The organism is Bradyrhizobium aeschynomenes (assembly GCF_013178945.1).
Lineage (GTDB): Bacteria > Pseudomonadota > Alphaproteobacteria > Rhizobiales > Xanthobacteraceae > Bradyrhizobium > Bradyrhizobium aeschynomenes.
Window position 1 is genome coordinate 60,147 of sequence record NZ_JABFDM010000014.1, and the last position, 26,206, is coordinate 86,352.

At 65.2% G+C, this 26,206-nt stretch carries 25 protein-coding genes; 11 read left to right on the forward strand and 14 right to left on the reverse strand.

Going from position 1 to position 26,206, the window contains the following annotated elements; translation table 11 throughout:
• The first annotated feature begins 75 nt into the window (after positions 1–75).
• Positions 76–744 (forward strand): GGDEF domain-containing protein, encoded by a 669-nt coding sequence (locus tag HL666_RS29360; protein ID WP_210262297.1) that lies wholly within the window; start codon positions 76–78, stop codon positions 742–744.
• A gap of 30 nt (positions 745–774) precedes the next feature.
• On the opposite strand, the gene HL666_RS29365 is transcribed toward HL666_RS29360, so the two are convergent.
• The 3 genes from HL666_RS29365 to HL666_RS29375 form a co-directional block, all read right to left on the reverse strand.
• On the reverse strand, positions 775–1,026 hold the full coding sequence (locus HL666_RS29365) for a hypothetical protein (protein ID WP_172133870.1): 252 nt from the start codon (positions 1,024–1,026) through the stop codon (positions 775–777).
• Between the two features lie 77 nt (positions 1,027–1,103).
• The gene (locus HL666_RS29370) at positions 1,104–1,316 is read right to left on the reverse strand and encodes a hypothetical protein (RefSeq protein WP_172109933.1); all 213 of its coding nucleotides are present in this window, start codon (positions 1,314–1,316) and stop codon (positions 1,104–1,106) included.
• 121 nt (positions 1,317–1,437) lie between these two features.
• Positions 1,438–1,644, reverse strand: coding sequence for a YdcH family protein (locus tag HL666_RS29375; protein WP_009028242.1), 207 nt, complete (start codon positions 1,642–1,644; stop codon positions 1,438–1,440).
• Positions 1,645–1,937: 293 nt separating this feature from the next.
• Here HL666_RS29375 and HL666_RS29380 point away from each other — a divergent pair, with 293 nt between their 5' ends.
• Complete coding sequence (locus HL666_RS29380) at positions 1,938–2,123, forward strand: YdcH family protein (RefSeq protein WP_083839074.1); 186 nt, start codon at positions 1,938–1,940, stop codon at positions 2,121–2,123.
• Between the two features lie 154 nt (positions 2,124–2,277).
• Here HL666_RS29380 and HL666_RS29385 read toward each other — a convergent pair whose 3' ends face one another.
• The gene (locus HL666_RS29385) at positions 2,278–3,411 is read right to left on the reverse strand and encodes an NAD(P)/FAD-dependent oxidoreductase (protein WP_172109932.1); all 1,134 of its coding nucleotides are present in this window, start codon (positions 3,409–3,411) and stop codon (positions 2,278–2,280) included.
• Positions 3,412–3,623: 212 nt separating this feature from the next.
• Between HL666_RS29385 and HL666_RS29390 the strand changes: the two genes are divergently transcribed.
• The 5 genes from HL666_RS29390 to HL666_RS29410 all read left to right on the forward strand — a co-directional run bounded on the left by HL666_RS29390 (position 3,624) and on the right by HL666_RS29410 (position 10,968).
• Positions 3,624–6,332 carry a sensor domain-containing protein gene (locus HL666_RS29390; protein WP_172109931.1) on the forward strand — a complete coding sequence of 903 codons (2,709 nt, stop codon included), beginning with the start codon at positions 3,624–3,626 and terminating at the stop codon, positions 6,330–6,332.
• Between the two features lie 130 nt (positions 6,333–6,462).
• A complete protein-coding gene (locus HL666_RS29395; protein ID WP_172185013.1) occupies positions 6,463–8,013 on the forward strand; it encodes a glycerol-3-phosphate dehydrogenase in 1,551 nt (516 codons plus the stop codon).
• A 62-nt stretch (positions 8,014–8,075) separates the two neighbouring features.
• Entirely contained in the window at positions 8,076–9,242 is a 1,167-nt protein-coding gene (locus HL666_RS29400; protein WP_172185014.1) for an ABC transporter ATP-binding protein, read from the forward strand.
• Positions 9,239–10,153 (forward strand): ABC transporter permease, encoded by a 915-nt coding sequence (locus HL666_RS29405; RefSeq protein ID WP_172185016.1) that lies wholly within the window; start codon positions 9,239–9,241, stop codon positions 10,151–10,153. The genes HL666_RS29400 and HL666_RS29405 overlap by 4 nt, the downstream gene beginning before the upstream one ends.
• Positions 10,153–10,968, forward strand: coding sequence for an ABC transporter permease (locus HL666_RS29410; RefSeq protein WP_172109927.1), 816 nt, complete (start codon positions 10,153–10,155; stop codon positions 10,966–10,968). The genes HL666_RS29405 and HL666_RS29410 overlap by 1 nt, the downstream gene beginning before the upstream one ends.
• A gap of 101 nt (positions 10,969–11,069) precedes the next feature.
• On the opposite strand, the gene HL666_RS29415 is transcribed toward HL666_RS29410, so the two are convergent.
• From HL666_RS29415 to HL666_RS29435, 5 genes are all read right to left on the reverse strand, one after another.
• Entirely contained in the window at positions 11,070–12,056 is a 987-nt protein-coding gene (locus HL666_RS29415; RefSeq protein WP_172185018.1) for an alpha/beta hydrolase family protein, read from the reverse strand.
• Between the two features lie 7 nt (positions 12,057–12,063).
• A complete protein-coding gene (locus HL666_RS29420) occupies positions 12,064–12,915 on the reverse strand; it encodes a carbohydrate ABC transporter permease (protein WP_172185019.1) in 852 nt (283 codons plus the stop codon).
• A complete protein-coding gene (locus HL666_RS29425) occupies positions 12,912–13,787 on the reverse strand; it encodes a carbohydrate ABC transporter permease (RefSeq protein WP_172109924.1) in 876 nt (291 codons plus the stop codon). The genes HL666_RS29420 and HL666_RS29425 overlap by 4 nt, the downstream gene beginning before the upstream one ends.
• A 117-nt stretch (positions 13,788–13,904) precedes the next feature.
• Positions 13,905–15,284, reverse strand: a complete 1,380-nt coding sequence (locus HL666_RS29430) for an ABC transporter substrate-binding protein (RefSeq protein WP_172185021.1) — start codon at positions 15,282–15,284, stop codon at positions 13,905–13,907.
• A 141-nt stretch (positions 15,285–15,425) separates the two neighbouring features.
• Complete coding sequence (locus HL666_RS29435; protein ID WP_172110548.1) at positions 15,426–17,375, reverse strand: AsmA family protein; 1,950 nt, start codon at positions 17,373–17,375, stop codon at positions 15,426–15,428.
• A gap of 310 nt (positions 17,376–17,685) precedes the next feature.
• On the opposite strand from HL666_RS29435, the gene HL666_RS29440 reads away from it, so the two are divergent.
• Complete coding sequence (locus HL666_RS29440; RefSeq protein ID WP_009030127.1) at positions 17,686–18,414, forward strand: CoA transferase subunit A; 729 nt, start codon at positions 17,686–17,688, stop codon at positions 18,412–18,414.
• Positions 18,414–19,064 (forward strand): CoA transferase subunit B, encoded by a 651-nt coding sequence (locus HL666_RS29445; protein ID WP_172109922.1) that lies wholly within the window; start codon positions 18,414–18,416, stop codon positions 19,062–19,064. Before HL666_RS29440 ends, HL666_RS29445 begins: the two co-directional genes overlap by 1 nt.
• Positions 19,065–19,071: 7 nt before the next feature.
• Here the strand turns inward: HL666_RS29445 and HL666_RS29450 are convergent, their stop codons facing one another.
• The 4 genes from HL666_RS29450 to HL666_RS29465 all read right to left on the reverse strand — a co-directional run bounded on the left by HL666_RS29450 (position 19,072) and on the right by HL666_RS29465 (position 23,526).
• Positions 19,072–20,787 (reverse strand): nucleoside phosphorylase-I family protein, encoded by a 1,716-nt coding sequence (locus tag HL666_RS29450; RefSeq protein WP_172185023.1) that lies wholly within the window; start codon positions 20,785–20,787, stop codon positions 19,072–19,074.
• Between the two features lie 168 nt (positions 20,788–20,955).
• Positions 20,956–21,834 carry an SUMF1/EgtB/PvdO family nonheme iron enzyme gene (locus HL666_RS29455; protein ID WP_172185032.1) on the reverse strand — a complete coding sequence of 293 codons (879 nt, stop codon included), beginning with the start codon at positions 21,832–21,834 and terminating at the stop codon, positions 20,956–20,958.
• Positions 21,835–21,886: 52 nt separating this feature from the next.
• The gene (gene nirK, locus HL666_RS29460) at positions 21,887–22,981 is read right to left on the reverse strand and encodes a copper-containing nitrite reductase (RefSeq protein WP_172133879.1); all 1,095 of its coding nucleotides are present in this window, start codon (positions 22,979–22,981) and stop codon (positions 21,887–21,889) included.
• A gap of 335 nt (positions 22,982–23,316) precedes the next feature.
• The gene (locus HL666_RS29465; protein ID WP_172109918.1) at positions 23,317–23,526 is read right to left on the reverse strand and encodes a hypothetical protein; all 210 of its coding nucleotides are present in this window, start codon (positions 23,524–23,526) and stop codon (positions 23,317–23,319) included.
• Positions 23,527–23,727: 201 nt separating this feature from the next.
• On the opposite strand from HL666_RS29465, the gene hemN reads away from it, so the two are divergent.
• Together hemN and HL666_RS29475 are read left to right on the forward strand one after the other, a co-directional pair.
• Positions 23,728–25,080: an oxygen-independent coproporphyrinogen III oxidase gene (gene hemN, locus HL666_RS29470; RefSeq protein ID WP_172109917.1), complete on the forward strand. Its 1,353-nt coding sequence runs from the start codon at positions 23,728–23,730 to the stop codon at positions 25,078–25,080.
• 185 nt (positions 25,081–25,265) lie between these two features.
• The gene (locus HL666_RS29475) at positions 25,266–25,457 is read left to right on the forward strand and encodes a DUF1858 domain-containing protein (protein ID WP_172109916.1); all 192 of its coding nucleotides are present in this window, start codon (positions 25,266–25,268) and stop codon (positions 25,455–25,457) included.
• Here the strand turns inward: HL666_RS29475 and HL666_RS29480 are convergent, their stop codons facing one another.
• Entirely contained in the window at positions 25,458–26,174 is a 717-nt protein-coding gene (locus HL666_RS29480) for a Crp/Fnr family transcriptional regulator (protein WP_172185034.1), read from the reverse strand.
• Between the last annotated feature and the right edge of the window lie 32 nt (positions 26,175–26,206).

A 26,206-nucleotide genomic window follows, 5' to 3' on the forward strand; every position in this document is an offset into this window, starting at 1 on the left:
GCATGGAGGTGTGAATGGACTATCCTGTCTTGGTTAAAGCCGGCAAGTCCAAACCTCGGCGCGGCAGGGAATGGGATGAAAAAGAAGCGCATCAAGAAGGGGGGACCGGCCGGTAAGCGCGGAACCCGCTACCGCAGCAGGGTTTCACGGGGGCGCTCGCCGCAGGCAGGTCCCGCACCGGCGGGGGCCCGGCAGACCATCCGGCGTCTCAAGGCCGAGCTCGCCGCGGCGCAGGCCCGGATCGCTGAGCTCACAGCCACCGCCGAGCGTGACTTCCTGCTCGACATCTTCAACCGCCGTGGCTTCGCCCGCGAGCTTCACCGCTCGATCGCATTCATCAAGCGCTATGACGCGACCGGTGCCCTGGTCGTGCTCGACGTCGACCGCCTGAAGCCGATCAACGATACTTACGGCCACGCCGCCGGTGATGAGGTCCTGAAAGCCGTTGCGCGCGTTCTCAGCGAGGAGGTGCGGTCCTCCGACGTCATCGGGCGGCTCGGCGGCGATGAGTTCGGCGTCCTGCTGTGGCACCTCAGCGAGACCGATGCGCGGGTGAAGGCCGCCGCGCTCGAGGAGGCAATCGACCGCCTGAGCTTCACCTTCGGCGATCAGACCGTGCGCGCGGGCGCCTCTGCCGGGGTGGCCCTGCTCGACAAGCGCGTCAACCCGGTGCGCGCGTTGGAGGAAGCCGATCGCGCGATGTACATCCGCAAGGCGCAGAGGCGGCACGAGGTCCGCTCCTGACGGGGGGAAGATTGGCGGCCACGCGCGCGATCACAGCTCGCCGAGGTCGTCGGGCAGCTCGCCGAATTTGTGCAGCAGCCGCGCGTCGCTGAACTCGCCCATCAATGGATCACCGCTGCGGCTGAAGGCGATGGCGCCGATGTTGTCCGGCAAGCGCGACATCGCCTCGGCGCGACGAAGGGCGGCCGTCGAGCTCTGGCATTCCTCGGCTGCTCCGGCGATCAGTGTGCCCAGCTCGTCCCGCCTGAAGGGCATGGCGACGTAATAGGTGACATCGGGCATTGCGCGCTCCTTGCTCCTTCGAAGCTCCTGGCAAGTGCAGTCGCGCTCGTTGCGGGGCCCTCGAAATCGTCGGAGGATTACGCCGCACTGCTCTGCGCGTCGTCCGAGGCCGTGTTCGGCATGCAACCGCACGAGATCGCGGCGCGCAACTCCTGCAGCTCGAGCTCGAGATATTCATTCGCCATGATCAGCGCCTTGATGGTGGAACGCAGATTGCCGTCGCACATTGCGATGGCCTGATCGCAGGCCTGTTCGTAGAGACGATCATGGGGAGAGAAGGGAGCGGGCATCAGAACCATCCTGAACGTTCGAGGGCGCGCGGAGTTGGTTCTAAGTGTTCCCTATTTGTTCCTATTTGTCAAGATCAGTTGGAAGCCGACGTGAAAACGACAAGAGCGCTGACGCTTCGCGTCAGGCGATGATGTCAGGCGTAATCTGGTCTTCGATGAAGGCGATCCGATCGCGTAGCAGGAGCTTCCGCTTCTTCAGTCGTTGCAGCCGCAACAGATCGGGTGCGGGCGATTGATGTAACGCGTCAATCGCCGCATCGAGGTCGCGGTGCTCCTGCTGCAGGCGCGCGAGTTCGGCCTGCAGTTCGCGCTCGTCTTGGTCAGCCATGATCTATGATAGCAAAAAAGCGGAAGGAAGTGGGAAGCCTCGCGAAAGGCGGGGTGCAAATATTGCGCTTGCGAAGCGTCATACGCAAGCTGCGAACGTCATCATCTCTGCAGCTGTCCCGTGAATTTCGGGTTGGCGTCGGCGCGAGATTCGTCCGCATCTGCTCACGCTTCGTTACACACGGTGCTCAAATTTGCATGTGCGGTCTTTTGGCCCCATCGACAGGTCAAGCGACTTGTGTACACTCATTGGCCCTGGTCGAATCTCAGGTTCACCTACCAAGGAGGTTTCGAATGGCCATTCAGGCGCATCTCGTTGAACTGGAGCGTAAGCATAAAGTTCTTGAAAACGAATTGCATGAAGCTCTCCTGCATCCATCGACTGACGATCTACGAATTGCCGAGCTGAAGCGACGTAAGTTGATGGTGAAGGATGAGATCGAGCGCTTGAGGCAGGTGACCACCGAAACGCTTCACTGACATGTGACGACAACAATCCCCGCAAACTTCCGACTGCAAGGCCGTGCGCACTGGGATGGCCACGAGCTCCATCCCAGGCGCAGCTTCGATGACAGTTGAGGCGCAACCGATCGCTTCTCTGGCGCCGGACATCGCCGGCGCTCCGCTTCGCATCTCATGCGCGGATTGCGTCAGTCCGCGGTGAGATCGACGAGGTGAGATCGACGACATGGGCGGCGATCGCAAGCGATGACGTGAGTCCGGGCGATTCGATTCCGAACAAATTGATCAGTCCCGTGACGCCGTGGTCGCGCGGGCCCTGGATGACAAAGTCCTGTGACGCCACCGCGGGTGGTACGATCTTTGGACGGATGCCCGAATAGCTCGGCATCAGTGCGCCATCAGGGAGCGTCGGCCAGTATTTTCGGATCGCCGGATAGAAGCGTTCGGCGCGCGCTGGATCGACCGTGTAGTCGATGGTTTCGATCCATTCGACGTCGGGACCGAAGCGGGCCTGGCCGGCCATGTCGAGCGTGAGATGCACGCCGAGTCCGCCGGGCTCCGGCACCGGGTAGATCAGCCGGCTGAACGGGGCCTTGGCGCTGCAGCTGAAGTAATTTCCCTTCGCGAGATAGGCCGTGGGCACCAGCTCCGGCGGCATGCCGTCGATCAGGCGGGCCACGGCCGGCGCGCTCAGGCCGGCCGCATTGACCAGAAGCTCGCAGGATAGCGTCATCGGCTGCTCGCCGCCGGCCTCGATCTCGATCGCGCCGTCCGTCGCCTTGGCGCGCAGCAGCGGGGTGTGGAACGCCAGGGCGCCGCCGGCATCCTCGATCTCGCCGCGCAGCGACAGCATGAAGGCGTGGCTGTCGAGAATTCCGGTCGAGGGCGACAGCAGGGCCGCCTCGCACGCGAGGGCTGGCTCCATGGCCCGGGCCTCGGATCCCGCCAGCAGCCGCATACCCTCGACGCCGTTCGCCTCGGCATGGGCGCGGATGCCCTGCAGCTTCTCGGTCTCGGCCGCATTGGTGGCGACGATCAGCTTGCCGCAATTGCGGTAAGGAACGCCGTGCTCGTCGCAATAACGGTAGAGCATCCGCTTGCCGTCGACGCAGAAGCGGGCCATCAGGCTGCCGGCCTTGTAGTAAATGCCGGCGTGGATCACTTCGCTGTTGCGAGACGAGGTTACGGTGCCGATGTCCTCGGCGGCCTCGAGAACGATGACTTCCCGGCCGGCCTTGGCCAGCTGGCGGGCGACGGCGAGCCCGACGACACCGGCTCCCACGACGACGCAATCGACCTTATCCATTCGGGTTCCTGAGGCGATCTGGCGAAGTCACGGTCTTCTGCAATCCCTGGTGGGCGGAACCCCGGTCCAGAGCACGTCGCAGCTTAGCAATCCGTTCATCATAGGAGGTCATTGCGTGAATTTGCTTCGTCTTTTTCGAAGTTTGCGGAAACCGTTTACCCGATCCCAACGGGTCAAGCCAGAGACTGTCATCCGAATACCGCGGGTGATTGATGGCAGGCAAGAATTGGCAGGCGAGCGACCGAAACGCGTTTCGTGCGCGTGTCGTTGCGGCCCCGATGGCCGCCATGGCCACGCTGACGGCTGCCTTGCCGGGGCGTGCGTGGGCGGCTTCGTCTGATTTCTCTCCCTCGAGCTATCTCGGCACCGTCGAGCCGGACGTGCTGTGGAAGGTGCTGATCGGGGGCATCGTCGTCTGCGCTTTCCTGGCCTCGGTCCTGATCTGGATCCATTCGGCATTGCGGCGCACCAAACGGGCGCAGCTGCGGCGTAACGTTTTCATCAGCTCCGCCCTGAACAATCTGAGCCAGGGACTGATGCTGACCGACGCCGCCAACCGCGTCGTCTTCTACAACCAGCGCTTCCTTGAGATCTACGGCATGAGCCGGGCCGACATTCCGCCCGGTTGCACCGGCCGGGATCTGGTCGAGTTGCGGCGGCAGCGCGGCCTGCTTCATCTGACGGTCGAGGACTATGCGCGCCAGGCGCGGGAGCCGGACGGGTGTCTGACCGAGCTGCCCGGCGGTCGTGTGGTGCGCGCACAGATCTTCCGCCTTCCGACCGGCGGATCGATCGGCATCCACGAAGACTGTACTGTGCAGCACCGGCTGGAGCGCGAGCTCGCCTCGACCAAGCAGTTCCTGGAATCGGTGGTCGATCAGGTCCCCGTCTGCGTCGCAGCCAAGAATATCGACGACGGCCGCTACATCTTTGCCAACCGGGCGTTCGAGCAGTTCTCGCAGGTGCCGCGGGATCAGATCATCGGACGGCGCCCGAGCGACCTGTTCGGCGACGCGACGGCGGCCGACATCGCGGCTGCCGACCGCGAAGCGATGCTGGCGCCTGGCACCACCTACTGCAGCGAGCTGGTCGTTCAACGCGGCGACGACAAGCGCATCCTGGAAGCCCATCGCGTCGTTGCCCGCAATGAGAAGAACGAACCGCAATTCCTCATCGCGCTGTTCGACGACGCCACCGAGCGGCGGTCGCTGAGCCGCGAGCTGGAGAACAGCAAGAAGTTCCTGGAGCTGGTCGTCGACAACATTCCGGTTTCGCTGATCGTCGAAAGCGTCGATGACGGCCGCTATCTGCTCGCCAACCGCAGTGCCGAGATCATCCTCAATCGCAAGCGCGAGGATGCGACGGGCCTGACCGCCGCCGATATCTTCAATCCCCGTGAAGCGCGGCTGATCATTGCCCGCGACGAGGCCGCCATCAAGAAGCGCAGCCTCCTGACCGAGGAGCATCCGATCTCGACCAAGGACGGCCTGCGGCTGTTCCTGACCCGGCGGGTGACGGTGCTGGGCGATGCGGGCGAGCCGCAATATCTGATCAAGACCTATGAGGACGTGACCGACCGGCGCCAGACCGAATCGCGGATGGCGCACATGGCCTATCATGACGGCCTCACCGACCTGCCGAACCGCGCCGCCTTCCTGCAGGCGTTGAGCCAGATGATCGAGGCCTGTGCCGACACGGACGAAGAGTTCGCGGTGCTGAACGTGGACCTCAAGGGCCTGAAGGACGTCAATGACGTGTTCGGCCATGCCATCGGCGACAAGCTCCTGATCGAGGTCGCCCGCCGCGTCCATCATGTCGCCCGCGGCGGCGTGGTGGCACGTCTGTCCGGCGACGAATTCGGGCTGATCATCGACGGCAAGCAGCCGGAGGCGGGCAGGGCGCTGGCCGACCAACTGGCCGAGGCGATCGCCGTCGAGTTCCAGATCGACGGCAAGTCGATCCGCACCGCGCTCACCACCGGCATCTCGGTGTTTCCGCACAATGGTTCGGATCCGGCTTCGCTGCTCGCAAATGCCGGCGCCGCGCTGTTCCGTGCCAAGGCGAAGGCGCGCGGCAGCATCACCTTCTACGAGCCCGAGATGGACCAGCAGATCCGCGATCGTCGCGTGCTGCATCAGGAGCTGTCGGTCGCGATCAAGCATGGCGAGCTGTCGCTGTACTTCCAGCCGCAGGCGAGCTCGGGCCGCACCGTCGACTCCAGCGAGATCATCGGCTTCGAGGCGCTGGCGCGCTGGCATCATCCCGTCCGCGGCTTCGTGCCGCCGAGCGATTTCATTCCGCTCGCCGAAGAGAGCGGTCTGATCGTCGAGATGGGCGAGTGGATCCTGCGCCAGGCCTGCCGCGAGGCGGCCTCCTGGCCGAAGCCGCTGCAGATCGCGGTCAATCTCTCTCCGGCCCAGTTCGTCCATGGCGATCTGGTTGCGCTGGTGCATTCGATCCTGCTCGAGACCGGGCTGTCGCCCGGTCGGCTCGAGCTCGAGATCACCGAGGGCGTGCTGATCGAGGATTTCGACCGCGGTGTCGCGCTGCTGCGCCGGCTGAAGGCGCTCGGCGTGCGCGTGTCGATGGACGATTTCGGCAGCGGCTACTCGTCGCTCAGCTATCTGCAGGCCTTCCCGTTCGACAAGATCAAGATCGACCGCGCCTTCGTGATGAATCTCGGCCGCAACCCGCAATCGGCGGCGATCATTCGTGCGGTCATCGGTCTCGGACACGGCATGAACATGTCGATCGTGGCCGAAGGCGTCGAGACCCAGGAGCAACTCGGCTTCCTCGCCGAGCAGGGCTGCGATTCGGTCCAGGGGTATCTGCTCGGCAAGCCGCTGCCGATCGCCAAATATGACGGCGTCGTCGGCCGTGCTCATGACGACGTCGTGGCCACCGTTCGCAAGACCGGCTGACCGTACGAGTCCGGTCAGAGGCGATCGCGCAACAGCACGAATTTATCCGCCGACGTTGCTGCCGCCCGCTACGAGAATCATCGGCGCAGGTCTACGCTCGTTCGTCCTGACACGCTCGAAGACGTTGCGTATGGCGGACTACGATCTTGCGATCATCGGTGGTGGCCTGAGCGGCGTCAGCCTGGCGCGCGACGCGGCGGGCCGTGGCTTGCGCGTCATCCTGATCGAGCAGGGCGATCTCGGCAGCGCCGCTTCGTCGGCCACGTCCCGGCTGGTGCATGGCGATCTCGCCGCGCTGGAGCGCCGGAGCTTCCTGCGTGTGCGCACATCGCTGGTCGAACGCGACGTCTGGCTCACCACCGCGCCGCATCTGGTGCGCCCGGTCCGCTTTGTGATCCCGGCCCACGCCGATGAGCGTCCGCATTGGCAGCTGCGTGCCGGGCTGTGGCTTTATGACCGGCTCGCCGCGCGCAAGCGGCTGCCTGCCGCGACGACGCTCGATGTGACGCATCATCCGGTCGGCGACGCGCTGAAGCGTCCGATCGGCACCGCGTTCGAATATTCCGACTGCGTCGTCGACGATTCCCGCCTGGTCGTGCTGACGGCGCTCGATGCTGCCGAGCGGGGCGCCGCGATCAGAACCGGCGCGCGCTGCATCCGGGCTGACCGCGACCGCATCTGGCGCCTGGCCATCATCGATCGCGGGCACCGCCGCATCGTCACCTCCCGTGCCCTGGCCAACGCGACCGGCGCCTGGAGCGTCTTGACCGCGGAGACCGTGCTGCGCCAGCCGCCGCCCCGGGTGGCCACGCGGCAGGTCAGCCAGATCGTGGTGCCCCGGCTGTTCGAGGTCGACGCCGTCTACGTGTTCCAGAACGCGGATGGGCGGCTGATCTTCGCCCAGCCCTATGAGCACGACTTCACGCTGATCGGCACCGTGGCTCATGGCTTCCGAGGCGATCCGGCCGTGGTCGCGACGGCGGCGCCCGACGTCACCTATCTCTGCAAGGCGGCCAACCGCTATTTCCGCGCGGACATCCAGCCCGCCGACGTCGTCAGAACCGTGTCTGGCGCCAACATGATGCTGCTGCGCGGTGATGTGGGGGCAAGACTGGAGACGGTCGTGAGCCTCGATACCGGCCGGCAGAGGGCGCCGCTGCTGACGATGTGCGGCGGTGATGTCACCACCGTCCGCCGGCGCGCGGAGCAGGCGGTGTCCCGGCTCGCCAGATTTTGTCCGATGTCGCCGGGCTGGACTGCCAGGGCACCGCTGCCCGGCGGCGATTTCGAATGGGATCGCTTCGAGGATCTCGTCGACGACGTGCGGGATCGCTGGCGTTTTCTCGGTGAAGCCGAGGCACGGCGGCTGGTCGCCGCCTACGGCACCCGGTCCGCGGAGATTCTCGGCGAGGCCAAGAGCCGGGCCGATCTCGGTCAGGCCTTCGGATCGCAACTGACGGCCGCGGAGGTCCGCTATCTCGTGACCAGGGAATGGGCACGGTTTCCGGATGACGTGCTGTGGCGGCGGACCAAGCTCGGCCTGAGCGTCTCGGCAGCCGAGCGCGATGCTCTGGCCGTATTCATGGCCACCGCAACCGCCGCACAGACCACGCCGCCCGCGCGCGAGGTGGACGGGGATAGTCCGGCCCGTGCGGTTGAGCTGCGGTCGATCGGCGGCTAGCTTGCCCTCCGCCGTGCCGTTGTGGGCCGGCAGGGTGAATTGACTGGATCATGGCTCTGGACATGGCTGACGACATCGCGACCCCAGAGCCCGCTGCCGAGCCGACGCCATCGCCGGAACCCCGTCCTGATCCCCAGCCGCCGATCCTGCGGATCGAGAACGTCGTGAAGACCTTCGGCAGCTTCCGCGCGGTCGACGGGGTCTCGCTCGACATCCGCGCTGGCGAGTTCTTCGCGCTGCTCGGCCCGAGCGGCTGCGGCAAGACCACGCTGTTGCGCATGCTGGCCGGCTTCGAGACGCCGGATGAAGGGCGCATCCTGCTGTCGGGTGAGGACATCGCGCAGGTTCTGCCGCACGAGCGGCCCGTCAACATGATGTTCCAGAATTACGCGCTGTTCCCACATCTGAATGTACGCGACAACATTGCCTTCGGCCTCCGCCGCGCCGGCATGCCGCGCGCCGAGATCACCACCCGCGTCGCGGAGATGGTGGCGCTGGTCCGGCTCGAAGGGCTGGAGAAGCGCAAGCCCGATCAGCTCTCCGGCGGCCAGAAGCAGCGCGTGGCGCTGGCGCGCTCGCTGGCGCGGCGGCCGCAGGTGCTGCTGCTCGACGAGCCGATGGCCGCGCTCGACAAGAAGCTGCGCGAGAGCACGCAGTTCGAGCTGATGGAGCTGCAGCGCCGGCTCGGCATGACCTTCATCATCGTCACCCACGATCAGGAGGAGGCGATGACCGTGGCGAGCCGCATCGGCGTCATGAAGGCCGGAAAGCTCGAGCAGGTCGCCGTGCCGCGCCGCCTCTATGAGGAGCCGGCCTCGCGCTGGGTGGCGCAGTTCGTTGGCGACATCAATCTGTTCGAGGGCGAGGTGACCGCGCGGGAGCCGCACCGGCTCAGGGTCAGCACGGCGTCCGCCGGCGAGCTGGTGGCGGCACAGCCCGTTGCTCCGATCGACGAGAGCAAGGTCGCGGTCGCGATCCGTCCCGAGAAGATCCGCCTCGCGCTCCGCCGGCCCGCGGGCGACGCCGCCGCGATCAATTGCGTCGAGGGGATCATCTCCGATACGAGCTATCTCGGCGGCAAGACCGTGTACAAGATCAGGCTCGATGGGGGCGCCGCCATTCACGCCGCGCAGGCCAACACGGCGCGGCTCGATGCCGATGGCTATGGGCTGAACCAGCGCGTCGTGGCCTGGTTCACCCCCGACGACTGCGTGGTGCTGGAGCGATGAGCGCGCGCCGCATCTTCTCGCGTCCGGCGCGTTTCGCCGCGATCGCGCCCTATGTCTGGATGGTGCTGTTCTTCCTGGTGCCGTTCGCCTTCGTCGCCAAGATCAGCCTGTCGCAGACCGCCATCGCGCAGCCGCCTTATACGCCGGTGTTTTCGCTGGCCGGTGGGTGGTCGTCACTCAGTGACGCCTTCGCAGCGCTGTCGCCGGACAATTTCCGACTGCTGCTCTCCGACGATCTCTATCTCTCGTCCTATCTGCGCAGCGTCGTCGTCGCATTGACGTCGACCGCGATCCTGCTCCTGATCGGCTACCCGATCGCCTATGGCATGGCGCGGCTGCCCAGGCGATGGCAGGGCATCGCGATGATGCTGGTCATCATCCCGTTCTGGACCTCGTTCCTGATCCGCATCTATGCCTGGGTCAACATCCTGCAGCATGACGGGCTGTTGAACCAGATCCTGCTCGCGCTGCACCTGGTGTCGACACCGGTGGTGTGGCTGTCGACCGACAGCGCGATGTATGTCGGCATCGTCTACTCCTATCTGCCGTTCATGATCCTGCCGCTGTTCGCGACCTTGACCAAGCTGGAGCCGGCGCTTGAGGAGGCCGCCGCCGACCTCGGTGCCTCGCCGCGCGAGATCTTCTGGCTGGTGACGTTTCCGTTGTCGCTGCCCGGCGTCGGCGCAGGCAGCCTGCTGTGCTTCATCCCGATCGTCGGCGAGTTCGTGATTCCCGATCTGCTTGCTGGATCGAAGTCGCTGATGATCGGGCAGACGCTCTGGCTCGAATTCTTCACCAACAAGGATTGGCCGGTGGCCTCCAGCATCGCCGTGGTGCTGCTCGTCGTCCTGCTGCTCCCGCTCCTGCTCTACGACCGGCTGCAACGCCGGCAGCTGGAAGAGAGCCGGTGATGGCGGCAAAATCGTCCCGCCTGTCCCGCTTCAACGTCGCCTCGCTGACGCTCGGGCTCGCCTTCCTGTATCTGCCGATCCTGATCCTGGTGATCTACTCGTTCAACGCCTCGCGGCTGGTGACGGTGTGGGGCGGCTGGTCGCTGCGCTGGTATCACGAGTTCTTCAACGACCGCGCCATGATCGACGCGGCCTGGATGAGTCTGCGCGTCGGCGCGACGTCGGCCACGGTGGCGACGGTGCTCGGCACGCTGGCGGCCGTGGCGCTGTCGCGCGGCGAGGGCTTTCGCGGGCGCATGCTGTTCTCCGGCATGTTGTATGCGCCGCTCGTCATGCCCGAGGTGATCACCGGCCTGTCGCTGCTGTTGCTGTTCGTGGCGTTGGAGGCGGAGCGCGGCTTCTGGACGGTGACGATCGCTCACACCACGTTGACGATGTGCTTCGTGGCGGTGGTCGTACAGTCGCGGCTGGTGTCGCTCGACCGAAGTCTCGAAGAGGCCGCGATGGATCTCGGCTGCGATCCCGTCCGCGCCTTCGTGATGGTCACGCTGCCGCTGATCGCGCCGGCCGTGCTCGCCGGCTGGATGCTGGCGTTCACACTGTCGCTCGACGATCTCGTGATCGCGAGCTTCACCACTGGCCCGGGCTCTGCGACCTTGCCGATCCGGATCTATTCGGAGGTGCGGCTCGGTGTGAAGCCGGAGATCAACGCGATCTGTACGCTGGTGATCGGGCTGATCGCGGTGGTCATCGTGATCGCTTCGTTGGCGTCGAAACTGTCCAGCGACCGCGGCGAGAGCGCGGCCCCACTCTAGCGATCGTCATTGCGAGCGCAGCGAAGCAATCCAGGGCCGCGCAAAACCTCCGGCTTGCTTCGCTGCGCTCGCAATGACGGAGATCGGTGTGAGAGCGTCGCTCAGGCGGCGAACAGCTGCAACGCAGCTGTCACAACCGTGCGATGGACCGCGCCGCGGTCGACCGAGGGCGGATCGACGCAGCAGACAGGATCGGAGCTGCGGCCGAGTTCGGTGCTTTCGGGCAGAAATACGTAGTGGCCGGCATCGTCAGCGACGATGTCGAACGTGCTGTCCGGCAATCGTTCCTGCAGCCAACGCGCCGACGGCAGCAGCGCATCCGCGCCGCCGACCATGATTCGCGTGGGGACTTTGATCGCGGCGACGCTCTCCTCAGAGAAGCCCTGGACCGAGCGGCCGGGCGCCAGCAGCAGCGCCGCCTTGATGCGGGGATCGTGATAGGAGACCGACATGCGCGCCCAGGAATCGCGGAAGATTGCGCTCTCGCCCATCAGGCGCGGCAGATGATCGGCAAGATCCGGAAACTCACGCGGGCCGCGGCCGAGATTGGCGCCGGGCTCGAACGGCGAGCGGATCATGATGGCGCCGAGCAGGGCGGTGGCCGTGACGCCGCCGAGCGAGTAGCCGACCGCGGATATGCGATCGAGGTCGACGTGGCCTGCGAAGTCGGGATGCGCAACGATGTGGTCGATCAGCACCGAGATGTCGCGCGGCCGCTCCCACGAGCAGAGAAAGCCTTCGGCGCGGAACGGTGCGGCATTGTTGTTGCCGTGATGGTTGACCCCGACCGCGATGAAGCCACGGCTGGCCAGCTCGCGCGCCAGCCACTCGACCTGCAGGGCATTGCAACCGGTGCCGTGCGAATAGACCAGCAGCGGACGAGACCCGTTGCCCGCGAGCGGCGCATTCAGCGCCGCAGTTCCAGCCTTGAACCAGCCTTCGGGCCACGGCGCGACCGGAAGCGCTGCTTCGATTGCGCTCTCCGCGGCCGGGTACCACGCGAACCAGTCGATCGGGCGCGGACCATCGCCATCCCAGTTCGGCCGTGAGGCATCCGCGAACCGGCCCTGACGAAATCCGACCTTCATCGCTCCGTCACGACTTCACGGCGCCGGCGGTGAGACCGCCCACCATGTAGCGCTTGAAGGCGTAATACACGGCGGCCGGCGGCAGCGCGTAGATGAAGCCGGTAGTCATCAGGAGCTCCCACGGCGAATCGTCGGCTGCCAGGAAGTTGCCGAGCGCCACGGGCAGCGTGATGTCCTTGTCGTTCGACAGCAGCAGGAACGCATAGAGATACTCGTTCCAGGCCAGCAGCACGGCATAGGTGCCGATCGCGACCAGCGAGGGCATCATCAGCGGCACATAGACGAGACGGAAGATCTGCAACGGGCTCGCGCCGTCCATGACGGCCGCCTCGTCCAGCTCGACCGGCAGCTTGTCGGAGGCCTGCTTCAGCACCCAGATCGCGTAGGGCGAGGCGATCGTCACCATCGCCAGGATCAGCGACCAGTCGTTGTTGAGCAGGCCGTATTTGCCCATGGTGCGATACATCGGCACCGCGAGGAACGCCGCCGGAATGAAATAGGTGAACAGCGCGAGGTTCATCACTACGCGGCTGCCGGGCACGCGCAAACGCGAGATCGCATAAGCGGCGCATGTTGCGATCACCAGGGTCAAGGCGCCGACGGCCACGGCGATCACGACCGAGTTGCCGAACTGGATCCAGAAGTCGCGCAGGAAGTAATGCTGCTGGTGGAACACGATCGAGAAGTTGTGCAAGGTCGGATGGTCCGGCCACAGCTTGCCCGAGAACGCGTCCTCCTTCGGCGAGATCGCGAACAGGAACATGTGGTAGATCGGGATCATCGTCCAGATGAAGACGGGAATGCCGATCAGCAGCAGCCGGGCTTCGGTCCCGACTTCGCGCAGGGTGGGGAGCTTCATCGCGACAACCGCTTCATCATGAAATAGACCAGGGGGAGCACCAGCGGCATCGCGCAGACGATCGAGGCCATCGCGAGGCTGAGCTGGTCGAGCCGGAGATAGCGGATGCCGAGCGTCGAGAGGACGTGGGTCAGATCGGCCGGTCCGCCGCCGGTCAACAGATAGACGCTGTTGAAGTCACCCAGCGTCCAGATCATCGAGAGCAGCGTGCAGGTGATGTAGAGCGTCTGCATCGACGGCCAGGTGATGAAGCGGAACTTCTGCCACCAGGTCGCGCCGTCGACCTCGGCAGCCTCGAACAGATCGTGCGAGATCGCCAGCCGTCCGGTCATCAGGATCAGCGTCCAGAACGGCAGCGACTTCCAGATGTGCATGCCGATGGCCATCGCCAGCGCGACCGTTGGGTCGTTCAGCCAGTTCGGGCCGTCCTCGCCGGTGAACTTGAAGATCAGCTGGTTGATCACGCCCCATTCGGGATTGAGCATGAAGCGGACCGACAGGATGGTCGGGATCGACGGCACCGCCCAGGGCAGGATGAAGATCACCGACAGCCATTTGATCCAGCCGCGCTGCTGGATGAAGAAGCCGGACAGGAACAGTGCGATCAGCATCTTCAGATTGATGCCGACCAGCAGGAAAATGAGCGTGTTGACGGCGGCGCGCGCGAAGATCGGATCGTTGAACAGCGCGACGTAGCTGGCCGGATCTCGCGCCAGCCACAGGCCGTAGCCGACAGGATAGACGACGAAGGCCAGGAAGACGAGCAGGTAGGGCGCGAGCATGACGATGCCCCACACCTGTGACGGTGTCAGCAGCACCGGACGCGGGGCTTCCGCGAGCGCGGAATCGGAAGCTGAGAGCGTGATCGCCATGGTCGTTTCTTCCCGGGTCGTCTTGTCCCGCCTATCGCCAAACCGGCCGCAGACGCTGCGGCCGGCACGTGTTGTCGTTCGTCAGGATGTCAGGCTAGTGCATCGCGTTGCGAGTGACTAGCCGGCGACTTCCTTGAGGCGGGCGATCAGCTCGTCGACGGCCTTCTCGACCGGCACCTTCTCGCTGACCACGCGGTTCATCGCCTTCGCCCAGACGTTCTCATTGTTGAGAATCGTGAACTTGTAGTTCTTGGTGAAGTCGAACGGCGTCGTGCCACCCGTGAACTGGGTGTAGACGGCCTTGCGATGGCGGTCGGCCTGCCAGAACGGGCTCTGCTGGCTTGCCGTGGTCACCGGGAACCAGCGGCCGAGCGCGCCCTCGATATAGGGCCGCAGGTTCTCCTCCTGCATCAGGAATTTGATGAACTCCTTGGCCTGCGCCTTGTTCTTCGCGTTGCTGAAGATGAGACCGGTCTTGACGTCGGAGCGGTACTTGATCGGCGTGCCATCGGGCTTGTTGGGGAAGGACGCGGTGATGATGTCCTCCTCATAGGCCTTCTTGCCGGCCGCGCGCTGCTCGGGGGTCAGCGCCGGGTTGGTGGAGTCCTCGAACCATTTGGCTGCGATCGAGATCGTGAAATTGTGGGTCATCACGATCGTCTTGTTGTGGAAGGCGACGTTGTTGTCGGGATCCTTCCAGGTCGTCGAGGACGGCGGCGTGCAGCCCTTGACGTAGGTGTCGGTGTAATCCTTCATCGCCTTGATGAGACCGTCGCGCACCTTGGGATCGTCGACCAGCAGCTTGCCGTCGTCGTCGACCAGCTTGACGTTGTAGGCGTCCATGAAGGTGTAGAACGACTGGAACGAGTCGGTGGATTCCACGCCCATCGGCTGGCCGACACCATACATGCGCTGGCCGGTCGCCTTGCGCACCGCCGGCTGCACCTTGTCGCACCAGAACGTCCAATAGTCTTCCCACTTGGTCGGGATGTCGCTCTGCTTGAAGCCGGCCTTGTCCAGCAGGTCGCCCCAGATCTGGACGTGCATGCTCTGCTGCTTCAGCGGGAAGCCGTAATAGGCCTTCTTCTTGGTGACGTTGTTGAAGAGATAGGCGGTCTCGAGCGTGTTCGGAGCGAAGGCCGACTTCATCGGCTCCAGGATGTCGGTGAGGTCCTCGAGCTTGCCTTCATAGGCCCACTTGCCCTGGGCCTGGACGTCGTAGGTGTCGGCATAGGCCACGTCGGGCACGGTGCCGGAATCGAGCGCGGCGACCGTCTTCGGGATCATGTCCTGGATCGCATATTGCGACAGCTCGACCTTGATGCCGGTCTTGGCTTCGAACTTCTTGACGACGTTGAGCAGCGCATCGTCCTCGGACTTGTAGAAGCCCTTGCTCCACCAGATCGTGATGGTGTCCTGAGCGACAGCCGGTGCTGCAGCGCAAAACAGCCCGGCGGCTACTGCGATTGAAAGCGCACCCATTCCCCTGGATTTCACATGTCTCTCCCTGATCCGCCGATCTTGCTTGATCGGTTGCGCGGACACTAACCCAGGGGCACGGCGCGATCCAGAAGTAATATATCAGACATAGGTCGCGGCGGCGGCCGTGCTTCTCTGTCGTTCCACGATGAGATCAGGTCAGTTCTGCTTTGTGGAACCGTCGGCCGCCGGCGCATCGGCTTGCGGGGCGTTGTCCGGCTGCGTCGGCCGCAGCCCGCCGCCGGTGAAGCGCTCGAGCACGGAGCGCACGGCATCGCGCGTCTTGCGGTCCTTGACGGCGTCGAGCAGAGGGGCGGCGGCCGGAGCACGGCGGATCAGGCTCTCCGGATCGGGAAAGATCAACGGATCTTCCCAGGGGCCCTGCACGACGAACGGCAGCTCGAAGCCGTTATTGCCGTTGCCGGCCGACAACAGGCTCGCCACACCCTTGAAGTCGTATTCGCGGCTCGGCACCGACGCCGTGCCGGTCATGGTGATGCGTGCGGTCGGGCTCTCCACCCTGATGTCCTCGGCGGTGGCGACACCGTCCGCGAACTTCACGGCGATCGTCAGCGAGTCGTATGGCGTCGAGCCGGTGCGGAAATTGCCGCCGCGCGACAACGGGCTGCGCTCGAGACGCTTCAGCAACTGCTCGACGTTGAAACCGGAGATCGCGCCGTCGCGGCCCTGCAGATTGGCGCTGCCGTCCAGGGACTGCGCGAGCCCGAACGGGCTCGAGCCGGAGGCGGTCAGCGAAACGTTGAGATTGCCACGCCCGGACAGCGACGAGATGCCGAACATCTCGTTGGCGCAGGCCTGCAGATCGACGTCGTTGAACTGCAGCTCGGCCTTCACGTCGGCGATCGTGTCCGCCCGGGCGATGCCGACCGAGCCCCGCACGACGCCGCCATACATCTGCGCTTCTCCCACGGAGAGAGCGAGCACGCCGTTGCGCAAATTGGCGCCGAAGGCCGTACGTCCGAGCTTCGAAGACCCGACCGTGACCTTTGCGGCCGATAGCCGCATGTCGAGGTCCGTCGTGGACAGCGCCTTGAGGTCGAACAGCTGACGATTCCAGTCGCGCGCGCCGTTGGCGAGCAGCCGGAACGTCGAGATATAGGGGGTGAAGTCGAGCGCATCGGCTGCAAGCGTCGCCTGCAGCGCCTGCCGACCGTTGTTGGTGTAGGTCATCACGCCCTCGGCCGTGTTGCCGTCGAGCTCGACATTGACATTGGTGAGCGCGATCGAGGCGCCCACGACATTGGCGCGCGCGCGCAACGCGAAGCGGCCGAAGCCGCCGCCGCCGAGCGGCGTCTGCCCGGTCCATCGCAGCGCGTCGCGCAGCGACGGGCTGTCGACCGTCAGCGTGCCTTCCATCAGCGCGCTGGTGCGGTTGGCGACCGTACCGTCGAAGGCGACCTTCAAAGGCGGACTGGCCAGGCGCATCTTCAGCCCAGACCGGTCTCCCGACAGTGCCGCCAGGAAATCGCTGACGCTGATCGAGCCCTCGATGCGCTGGCCGCGCCAATCGAATTGCCCGGTCGCGGCGAACGAGCGCGAGATCGAGGGCCAGGCCAGCGACAGGTCGATGTCGTCGAGCCGCTCGGTCGCATGATGGCTGTTGTCCTCATAGACCAGGATGCCGTCCTGAATGCGGATCTCGGAGAACGACATCTGACTGTCGGGACCAGGGCGCATGGTGCGCGCGATGGTCTCGATGAAGGGCGTCCAGTTGCTGTTGCCGTCGGCTTCGCGGGTGACGTTGATCTGCGGCCGCAGCATCATGACGTCGGCGATCTCGAAACGCTGCAGCAGCAGTGGCAGGAGTTGCAGATTGGCGGTCAGAACATCGACGCGCAATGCGGGGTCATCGGTGCCGCTGCCCTTCAGGCCGACATCGTGGAAGGACACGTAGCTGCCGGGGAACAAGGAGACGTCGATGTGTCCCTTGACGACCAGCTCGAGACCCGTCACGGCGCGGATCTGGGTCGCGACGGCGTGCCGAAGTGCCTCACGATTGACCAGCCAGGAGCTCGCGAGCAGGCCCACGAACGCGATCCCGAGCAGCACCGCAATCGGTGTGCCGAGCCGCCTCATTCCTTGGGCCATGGTCACGGACATGTCCTGGGGTCGTCGGATCGCTGTTTACTGGGGATGGGCAGGGCGCGCCGAAAACCCTTGCCAACATCAACAACTTGATGCGTTTTCTTGACGCTTTCAAGGCCGCGCCGCCGGTGTGGCCGGATTGCGGCGAGGCCTGCGGATCCCGTCCCCCAGATCATTCCGGAGCCGCGGGTGGCCCCGACAGCTAACGCACGATCTGCACGTTGGGAAGGCATCATTGACGCATTGCGAAGATTTCGCCTAATAATCCGGTCGATATCCGCGCGCTCGCCGCTCTGCATCAGGTCATTCCCGTATGAACAAGGTCTATCCGGACGCCAAATCCGCCCTTGCGGGCCTTCTCAAGGACGGCATGACCATCATGTCCGGCGGGTTCGGCCTTTGCGGCATCGCAGAAACCCTGTCTGACGCCATTCGCGAGTCCGGGGTAAAGAACCTCACCGTCATCTCCAACAATGCCGGCGTCGACGGCATCGGCCTCAGCCGGCTGCTGGAGACGCGGCAGATCAAGAAGATGATCTCGTCCTATGTCGGCGAGAATAAGCTGTTCGCACAGCAATATCTGGCTGGCGAGCTGGAGCTGGAATTCTGCCCGCAGGGCACCCTGGCCGAGCGCATCCGCGCCGGCGGCGCGGGCATCCCGGCCTTCTTCACCAAGACCGGCGTCGGTACGCTGGTCGCGGAAGGCAAGGAAGTGCGCGAATTCGACGGCGAGAAATACCTGATGGAGCGCGGCCTGTTCGCCGACCTCGCGATCGTGCACGCCTGGAAGGGCGACACCGCCGGAAACCTCGTCTACCGGAAGACCGCGCGAAACTTCAATCCGATGATGGCCACGGCGGCCAAGGTCACGGTCGCGGAGGTCGAGCATCTGCTGCCGGCCGGCCAGATCGATCCCGACCACATCCACACGCCGGGCATCTTCGTGAAGCGAATCATCCAGGTTGGAACCGCGCTCAAGCGCATCGAGCAGCGCACCGTGCGCAAACGTGAAGCCGCCGCTGCAGCCGGGGAGGAAGTCTGATGGCCTGGACGCGAGAGCAGATGGCGGCGCGCGCCGCCAAGGAGCTGCGGGACGGCTACTACGTCAATCTCGGCATCGGCATTCCGACGCTGGTCTCCAACTACATTCCGCCGGGCGTCGACGTCGCGCTGCAGAGCGAGAACGGCATGCTCGGCATGGGTCCGTTCCCCTATGAGGGCGAGGAGGATCCCGACCTCATCAATGCCGGCAAGCAGACCGTCACCGAGCTGCCGATCACCAGCTATTTCTCCTCGGCGGATTCGTTCGCGATGGTTCGCGGCGGCCACATCGATCTCTCCATCCTCGGCGCCATGCAGGTGGCCCAGAACGGCGACCTCGCCAACTGGATGATCCCCGGCAAGATGGTCAAGGGCATGGGCGGCGCGATGGATCTCGTCGCCGGCGTCAAGCGCGTGGTCGTCGTGATGGAACACAGCGCCAAGGACGGACCGAAGCTGCTCAAGCAGTGCAATCTGCCGCTGACGGGCGAGCGCGTGGTCGACATGGTCGTGACGGATCTTGCGGTGTTCACCATCGACAAGCACGGCAATGACGGAATGGCGCTGATCGAGCTTGCCGACGGCGTGACGCTCGACGAGGTCAAGGCCAAGACCGAAGCCGAATTCCGGGTCGCGCTGAAGAACACCTGAGGCGCGACTACCAGCGCCGGCACAGCATTTCCGCGACCTTGACCGCAAGCCGGCAGGCCGCGTTGTGCCGCGGGCTCGCGTGAGCCTGCGACGGCGTCAGGCTATGGACCACCAGACAGGGCACGCCGCGGCCGAGGCAGATCAGTCCCATGATATAAGCCGTGCCGTCCACCGCGAGGGCGCCCGGGAACGCCGCCGAGACATCGGCGGCGGTCCCTTCGTCGTTGCGCGTGACCGTCGTCCCCTCGAAGAACACGCCGATCTCGTCGAGCATGGCCTGCGCCGATTCATGCGCGAGACGACAGAGCTCCGGATCGGCCGGGATCATCATGCCCCCCTCATGGGGAAAAGGCGGCTCGGCGATGCTGAGCGCGTCCCGCACTTGGACATCGATCCGAAACGGCGCCAGCGAGGCCGCGATGACCAGATCGCCCGCGCCGGCGCCGACGAAACGGACGCCGTGGCCGGCTTGCGCGAGGGCCGGCCCCAGGGCCTGCGCACGAGCCGGCATGATCACCCACCGTGCGCCATGCTCCTCGACCGCGACGGCCGTGGCGCTCGCCACCTCGGTCATCGATCGCCCCAGGCAGATGACGGCATGGAAGCACGAATGCCGGATGATCGCCCGCGCGGCGTTGCGCTGCTCGATCAGCGTGCCCGGCCCCATCGCCTGGATCAGGCCTTCGATGTCATCGGGCGTTTCCACCACGAAGCCGATCGTATGCGCCTTGGCATGGAGGAAGCGCAGCGCGTCGAGCATGGCGTTGATGGCGGCCTTGTCGCGGTCGTCGAGCTGCGGCCATAGCGCCTCGAGCACGTCGAGGGAGGCCTCGATGCCGGCGCCGATCACGCCCTGACCGAGAGGGCGTCCGGGCGTCTCGCAGCGATAGAGCTCCTCCAGCGTCTGCAGGACGGTTCGGCGATCCTTGATCGCGCCGGCGCCCTGTAGGATGCGGGCGAGAACGAGCGCCCGCTTGGCGGGCTCGAGCGGCACGGCCAGCCAGGCGAAATCCGCCAGCTCCGCGGCCTGTTCGCTCGCTGCGCGCTGAAATTCGCCGACGACCTGACCATAATGCCAGCTGAGCTGCCAGGGTGTCACTTGCCGGCCGCGATACCTGCCGCGCTCGATGCGTTCGAGCGCCTGGGCCTGCAGCTCGTGGCGCAGATCCGGATCGAAGCCGGATGCGCGCGTGTCCAGCAGCCGATGGGCACGCGTCGCGACCGCCGGGCCAAACCACTCCTGATCGGCATTGCCGACCGAAAGGCCGCTGGGCATGCGGATGTGCACGGTTCTGCGAAACTGGTCGAGCTCGCGCTTCGCGACTTGCGCCGCCGTGGCGGAGACCGTCTGCACCTCGCAGAGGGCATCGACCACGCCGGCCCAGTCCCAGAAATCATCGCCGTAAAACGGAATGCGGTATTGGCGACTCGCGACGATCCGCGCGCAGACCTCCTCGATCGCCGGCGTTACGCGGTCGAGAATGTCGCGTCGCGCGAGGGCAGGGTCCGCAAGACACTGATGAACGACGCGTGCGGCGTTCGCGTTCACCACGTGCCAGTCCCTGGCGGCGAATTTCGGGGACGTCCGCAGATATTCCAGCGCGTCGATGAGGCAGCGCCCGGCCAGCGCGCGGGGCGAATTATCGTCGAACCAGCTGGTATTGCCGATTCCGTACCCATGCAGGTCGGACGTGAAGAAGACCGGCGGATGTCGAGAAACCACACTCGCCTCCTGGTCCGCTCATCGCGTCTCTCAACTGCAATTGTCTAACGTTTGTAGCTCGATTTTCGCAACCGAAAGTTGATATTGGGTGACTGTCAATTGTGCCAGTGTCAGGGCACCGCCAAGCGGGCCACTGGATGCTCGGCGCAACCCGGAGGGATCTCGCCGTCAGATGCTGACGGCGCCGAGCAGCCGGCGGAGACGATGCGCCATGCTGCGGCCCCATCCAGGCTGCTCACGGACCAGCCGGAAGCCCAGATTGGCCGGTGGCTTGCCCGAGGCGCAGCCGCCGGCGCGCGCATCGCGGATGAAGTCGGTCATGTAGGCCCGGTGCGCGCCTTCCGCGAGGCGAACGCCGCAATTGCTGACGGTCTTGATGACGCGTCCGGCATCGTCCTGCACCTTGCGTGTGAAGCACGTCGACGTCCATTCCCAGACATTCCCTGCGAGATCGGCAACGCCGTGCTCGTTGTTGCCGAAGCCGCCGAAACTGCGGGTCTCGGATTCGTCGGGCAAGGCGGCTTCCCGTTCGTAGCGCGCGATCCAGCGCCGCGATGGGTCAGTGTCGTCGATTGCGACGCCATCGTCCTTGAAACGGCTGCCGGCTGCATGAGCCCACTCGGTGTCCGTGGGCAGGCGATAGCGATCGCCGGTCTTGCGCGAGAGCCATTCTGCATAAGCGACGGCATCGTGCCAGCTCACCTGCACGGCCGGGCGGTCGATGGCGATGCGGACATCGCGGTCGAGCGCGCGGCATGCGCGAGCTTCGACACAGGTGTGATAGTCGGCGGCGCTGACCTGGTTGGTCATGATCGTCAGCGGACGATCGAAGCGGACCCTCGCGACGGGAGCCTCGGCGGGGCGGCCGTTGCGCAGATGGTCGCCGGAATCGCGATAGCTCACCACGCCCGGTGCAATCTCGGTGAGGGCTGGACTGTAGCCGGCGGCAGGGTTTTGGAGGCTCGTGAGGAGGGGCGCCATCGCCGTTGGGCCGGCCAGTCCGACGATGCAGGCGAGGGTGAGCTTGATCTTGAAGGCGAGCAGCATGGCAGCACATCGAGGAGAGCGGGGGCCGGACGGGCCGGCCCCCTTGGGCTGATCAGTTGGTCGATCCGGTCGGGATATCCGCCGGGGCTTTCACCTGCGTCATCAGGTCGTCGTTCCACTTGCCTTCGACCTTGAAATGCGCGGTGGCGCCGAGATTGGCCGCCTCGATCAGATTGTGGGTGACATAGGCGTAGATGCCGGGCTGCAGGAACTTGTAGAGCGCGGCACCCGCCGAGCCACCACGGATGAACCAGGTCTCGAGCCCGGTCTCCGGCGCATTGGAGAACTTGCCGGTCTCCCAGACATAGTCGCCGTGGCCGCCGATCAGATGCGGACGGCTGTCGCGGTTGGCCTGCGAGTGCACGATCAGCACGTTCTCGCCGACTTTGGCCGTCAGCGCGTCCTTGCCGGTCAGCGCGCCCGCCTTGCCGTTGAACACGACGTGGGTCGGCGTCAGCCTCCGCATGACCTCCTCGGTGTCGCTATAGGCCTCGCCGGGCGAATCGTAGGATTTGAAATTCCCCTTCTCGTCGCGCGGCACATAGAGGTCCTGCTCGCCGATGTAGTAGACGCGATCGTAGCGCAGCGCATGGCCGCGGCCGTCATTGAGGCCGTCGCGCGGCAGCACCATCACGGCGCCGTTCATGCCGGAGACGACGTGCCAGGGGATCATCGGTCCGCCCGGGGCGCAGTGATAGACGAACACGCCGGTCCGGGTCGCCTTCCAGCGCAGCACGACCTGCTCTCCCGGATTGACCAGGGTCAGAGCGCCGCCGCCGAGCGCGCCGGTTGCGGAGTGGAAGTCGATGTTGTGCGGCATGGTGTTCGTTGCCGGATTGACCAGCGTCACCTCGACATAGTCGCCCTCGTGAACGACCATCAGCGGGCCCGGCATCGAGCCGTTGAACGTCATGGCCTGGAAGGTGGTGCCCTTCTCGTCGATCACCATCTTCTTCTCCTGGACCACGAGCTTGAACTCCATGATCTTCGGTCCCTGCTTGGTGGCCTGCTCGTGCACATGCACGAACGGCGGGGCCACCAGATCGACCCTCTGCCGCGGCAGCTTGAGGTCGTCGGCAACGGCGGGAGCCGCAAGCATCATCGCGGCGATGGCTGCACTGAGCAGGGCGGTGCGGCGGGTCAACATGGATCGCTCCTTCATTGGATCTGTTGTAGTGCCGTAAACAGCATGCGCCTGTTGGAACCCGGCTTGTTTGTGCTGCAACAAGCAACTTAGCAATTGCGGAACGATCGGAGGGGCGCGTGCAGATGATGCCGGCGCAGGTGCACTCGGGCCGCGCGAATGCGTGGCATCGGCAGGCCCGATCAAGATGATGATGATTTATCGGCAGTGCGCGCGCCGACCTGCTCGCGCGCCAGATCGCCGCGCGGCCCCGGTGCGATGCCGTGAACGGACGAGCGCCATGGGAGCCGCCGAGGGCGCGCCGCGCGCCACCCTTCGCGATTGGTCTGGGGAGATCGTCAGCTCATCCAGCGGACCGCCAGCAGCACGACGAAGGCCACTGCGGCTGCCACGCAGAAGAGCGTTGTCAGGAACATCGCGACGTTGCCGAGCAGCCCGGCGGGCGTCTGGTCGTCGCGGAAGGATTCGAAGCCATCGGATTGAGGAATGTGGCCGCGAATGCTGGCAAGGAGAGCGAAGGAACGGATGAGCAGTTGCAGAGCTTCCATTGCGGATTCCTCGAATCGTCAATGGGTTGATGATGATGCGAAATGGTCCGGCCACTTTGAGGAAGCGCAAAGTCCGGCACGAAAGCCGGCGTTCTACTGGAATCCCCACGGGGCTCTGCCGGCCGCCGCTTTGAGAAAGCTCAAGGTCGCGCCGGTTGCCTTGTGTCAAGAACGTCCGAACCCAAGGTGGACAGGCAGGACATGAGACCAGATCTCGCGGCATGCTACGGACAAGAGCGCCTCCCGCGCTACACCAGCTATCCCACGGCGCCGCATTTCTCCGCTGCGGTCGGGCCATCGACCTATGCGGAATGGTTGCGCGCCATCCCGGCGAGCGCGACGGCATCTCTGTACCTGCACGTGCCGTTCTGCCGGTCGATGTGCTGGTATTGCGGCTGCAACACCATGGTGGCCAAGCGCGACGAGCCGATCGCGGTCTATGAATCGGCGCTGCGCTGCGAGATCGATATGGTGTCGCGCCAGATCGGCCGGCGTCTTCCGGTCGGCCACATTCACTTCGGCGGCGGCACGCCCACCATCATGGCGCCGGAGTCGTTGATCGATCTGGTCGGCTCGCTGCGTCATTCGTTCTTCGTGCTGCCCTCGGCCGAGATTGCCATCGAGATCGATCCGCGCACGCTGACGCCTGACATGATCGATGCGCTGGGGGTCAGCGGGGTCAACCGGGCGAGCCTGGGGGTGCAGAGCTTCGACCCGCTGGTGCAGAAGGCGATCAACCGGGTGCAGAGCTTCGAGCAGACCGCGGCGGCGACGATTGGGCTGCGCAGGGCCGGTGTTGCCGGCATCAATTTCGACCTGATCTACGGGCTGCCGCATCAGACCGTCTTCTCCTGTCTGGACACTGTCCGGCGCGCCATCGATCTGCGCCCCGATCGGCTGTCCGTGTTTGGCTATGCGCACGTCCCGACGTTCAAGACGCACCAGCGCAAGATCCAGGATTCGTCCTTGCCCGACAGTCTGGAGCGGTACGATCAGGCGTGCGCGATCAGCGATGCGCTGAAGGAAGCCGGCTACGTCCAGATCGGGCTCGATCATTTCGCGTTGCCGACCGACCCGATGACGATCGCCTTCCGTGAAGGCCGGCTGCACCGCAATTTCCAGGGCTATACGACGGACGCCAACGACCTCCTGATCGGCTTCGGCGCCTCGGCGATCGGACAGCTGCCGCAGGGCTACGTCCAGAATGCACCGCAGGTTCGTGCCTATGAGGGGCAGATCGCGTCCGGCAGCCTCGCCACTGTGAAAGGCTATGGCCTGACCGACGACGATCGCCTGCGGGCCGACATCATCGAGCGCATCATGTGCGACTATGGCGTCGACCTCGACGTGATCTGCACGCGGCACGGCATCGAGACCGATGCAATGCTGCAATCGGCGCCGCGGCTGCAGTCCCTGATCTCCGATGGCGTGGTCGAGCTCAACGGCAGCGCGCTGGCGGTGACCGAGCATTCGCGGTTCCTGGTGCGCAGCGTGGCCGCGGCGTTCGACGCGCATCTCGACGCCTCGAAGCAGCTGCACAGCCGGGCGGTCTAAAGCGCGATGAGATCAGGATGAATCATCATCGCGCTCTAGGTTGTTGTTTGCGCATGATCTTTTCGGAAAACCGCTGCGCACTTTTCCGGATCATGCTTTAGCCCGCCGCACGACGCGGTGCTTGTGCCGCGACAAAGATGGTCGACGGGCCACCGGCTACCATTCGCCTTCGAATGGAGGCGCGCATGCCCATCACCTTCGATGAACTGGTCGACGATCTCATGCGGCGCAAGCCGGAGACGATCGGCGTCTTTCTCGCGTTCCAAATGCGATGCGTCGGCTGCCCGATCGCCTGCTTTCACAATGTCGCCGATGCCTGTCGCGAGCACGGCGTCGAGCCCGACGCATTTCTGTCGGCGCTGTCCGCCTGCACGTGATCAGGAGCGCGACGCGCTGTCGCCCGCGCTCTGTTCGGCGAGCAGCACGATCTTGTGCGGTTCACGGAGCACGATCTTCTGACGGCCGCTCTCGACGAGGCCGAGCTGCTCCCAGCCGGAGAGGATGCGGCTGACCGTGTGCAGCGTGGTGCCGGTCATCTGCGCGATGTCCTGCCTGCTGATCGGAAAGTCGATCTGCACGCCGTGATCGAGCTTGCGTCCCGCCTGGTTGGCGAGCCGCAGCAGCGCATGCGCGATGCGCTGCTCGACCTGCTGCGTCGACATCTCGATCACGCGCGCATGGGTTTCCTGCAGCCGCTGGCCGACGGTCTGCAGCGTATTTGCGGCCAGCGACGGGAACCGCGCGACCAGCCGCGGCCAGGCGGCGGAGGGCCAGGCCAGCACGATGCTGTCGTCGACGGCGGTGGCCGTCGCCGGATAATGCTGCAGGCCGATCGCGGGGGCGACGCCGAAGGTGTCGCCGGGCACGACATAGCGGACCACGATCTGGTCGCCGGTCGGCGTGGTCTTGGTGGCGCGGACATGGCCGTGCAGCAGCAGGAAGAACGAGCTCGCATCCGCGCCCTGCTCGAACACCGCGGCGTTGCGGGGCACGCGAATCGAACGGGCCTCCCGCAGCACCTCGGTAAGATCCTCGTTGGAGAGCCCCGCAAACAGCGGCAGATGCGCGACCAGCGAGCGGTCGATGGAAGCCATGATCTTCTCCGGGCCGGGCGCGGCGAAATGCG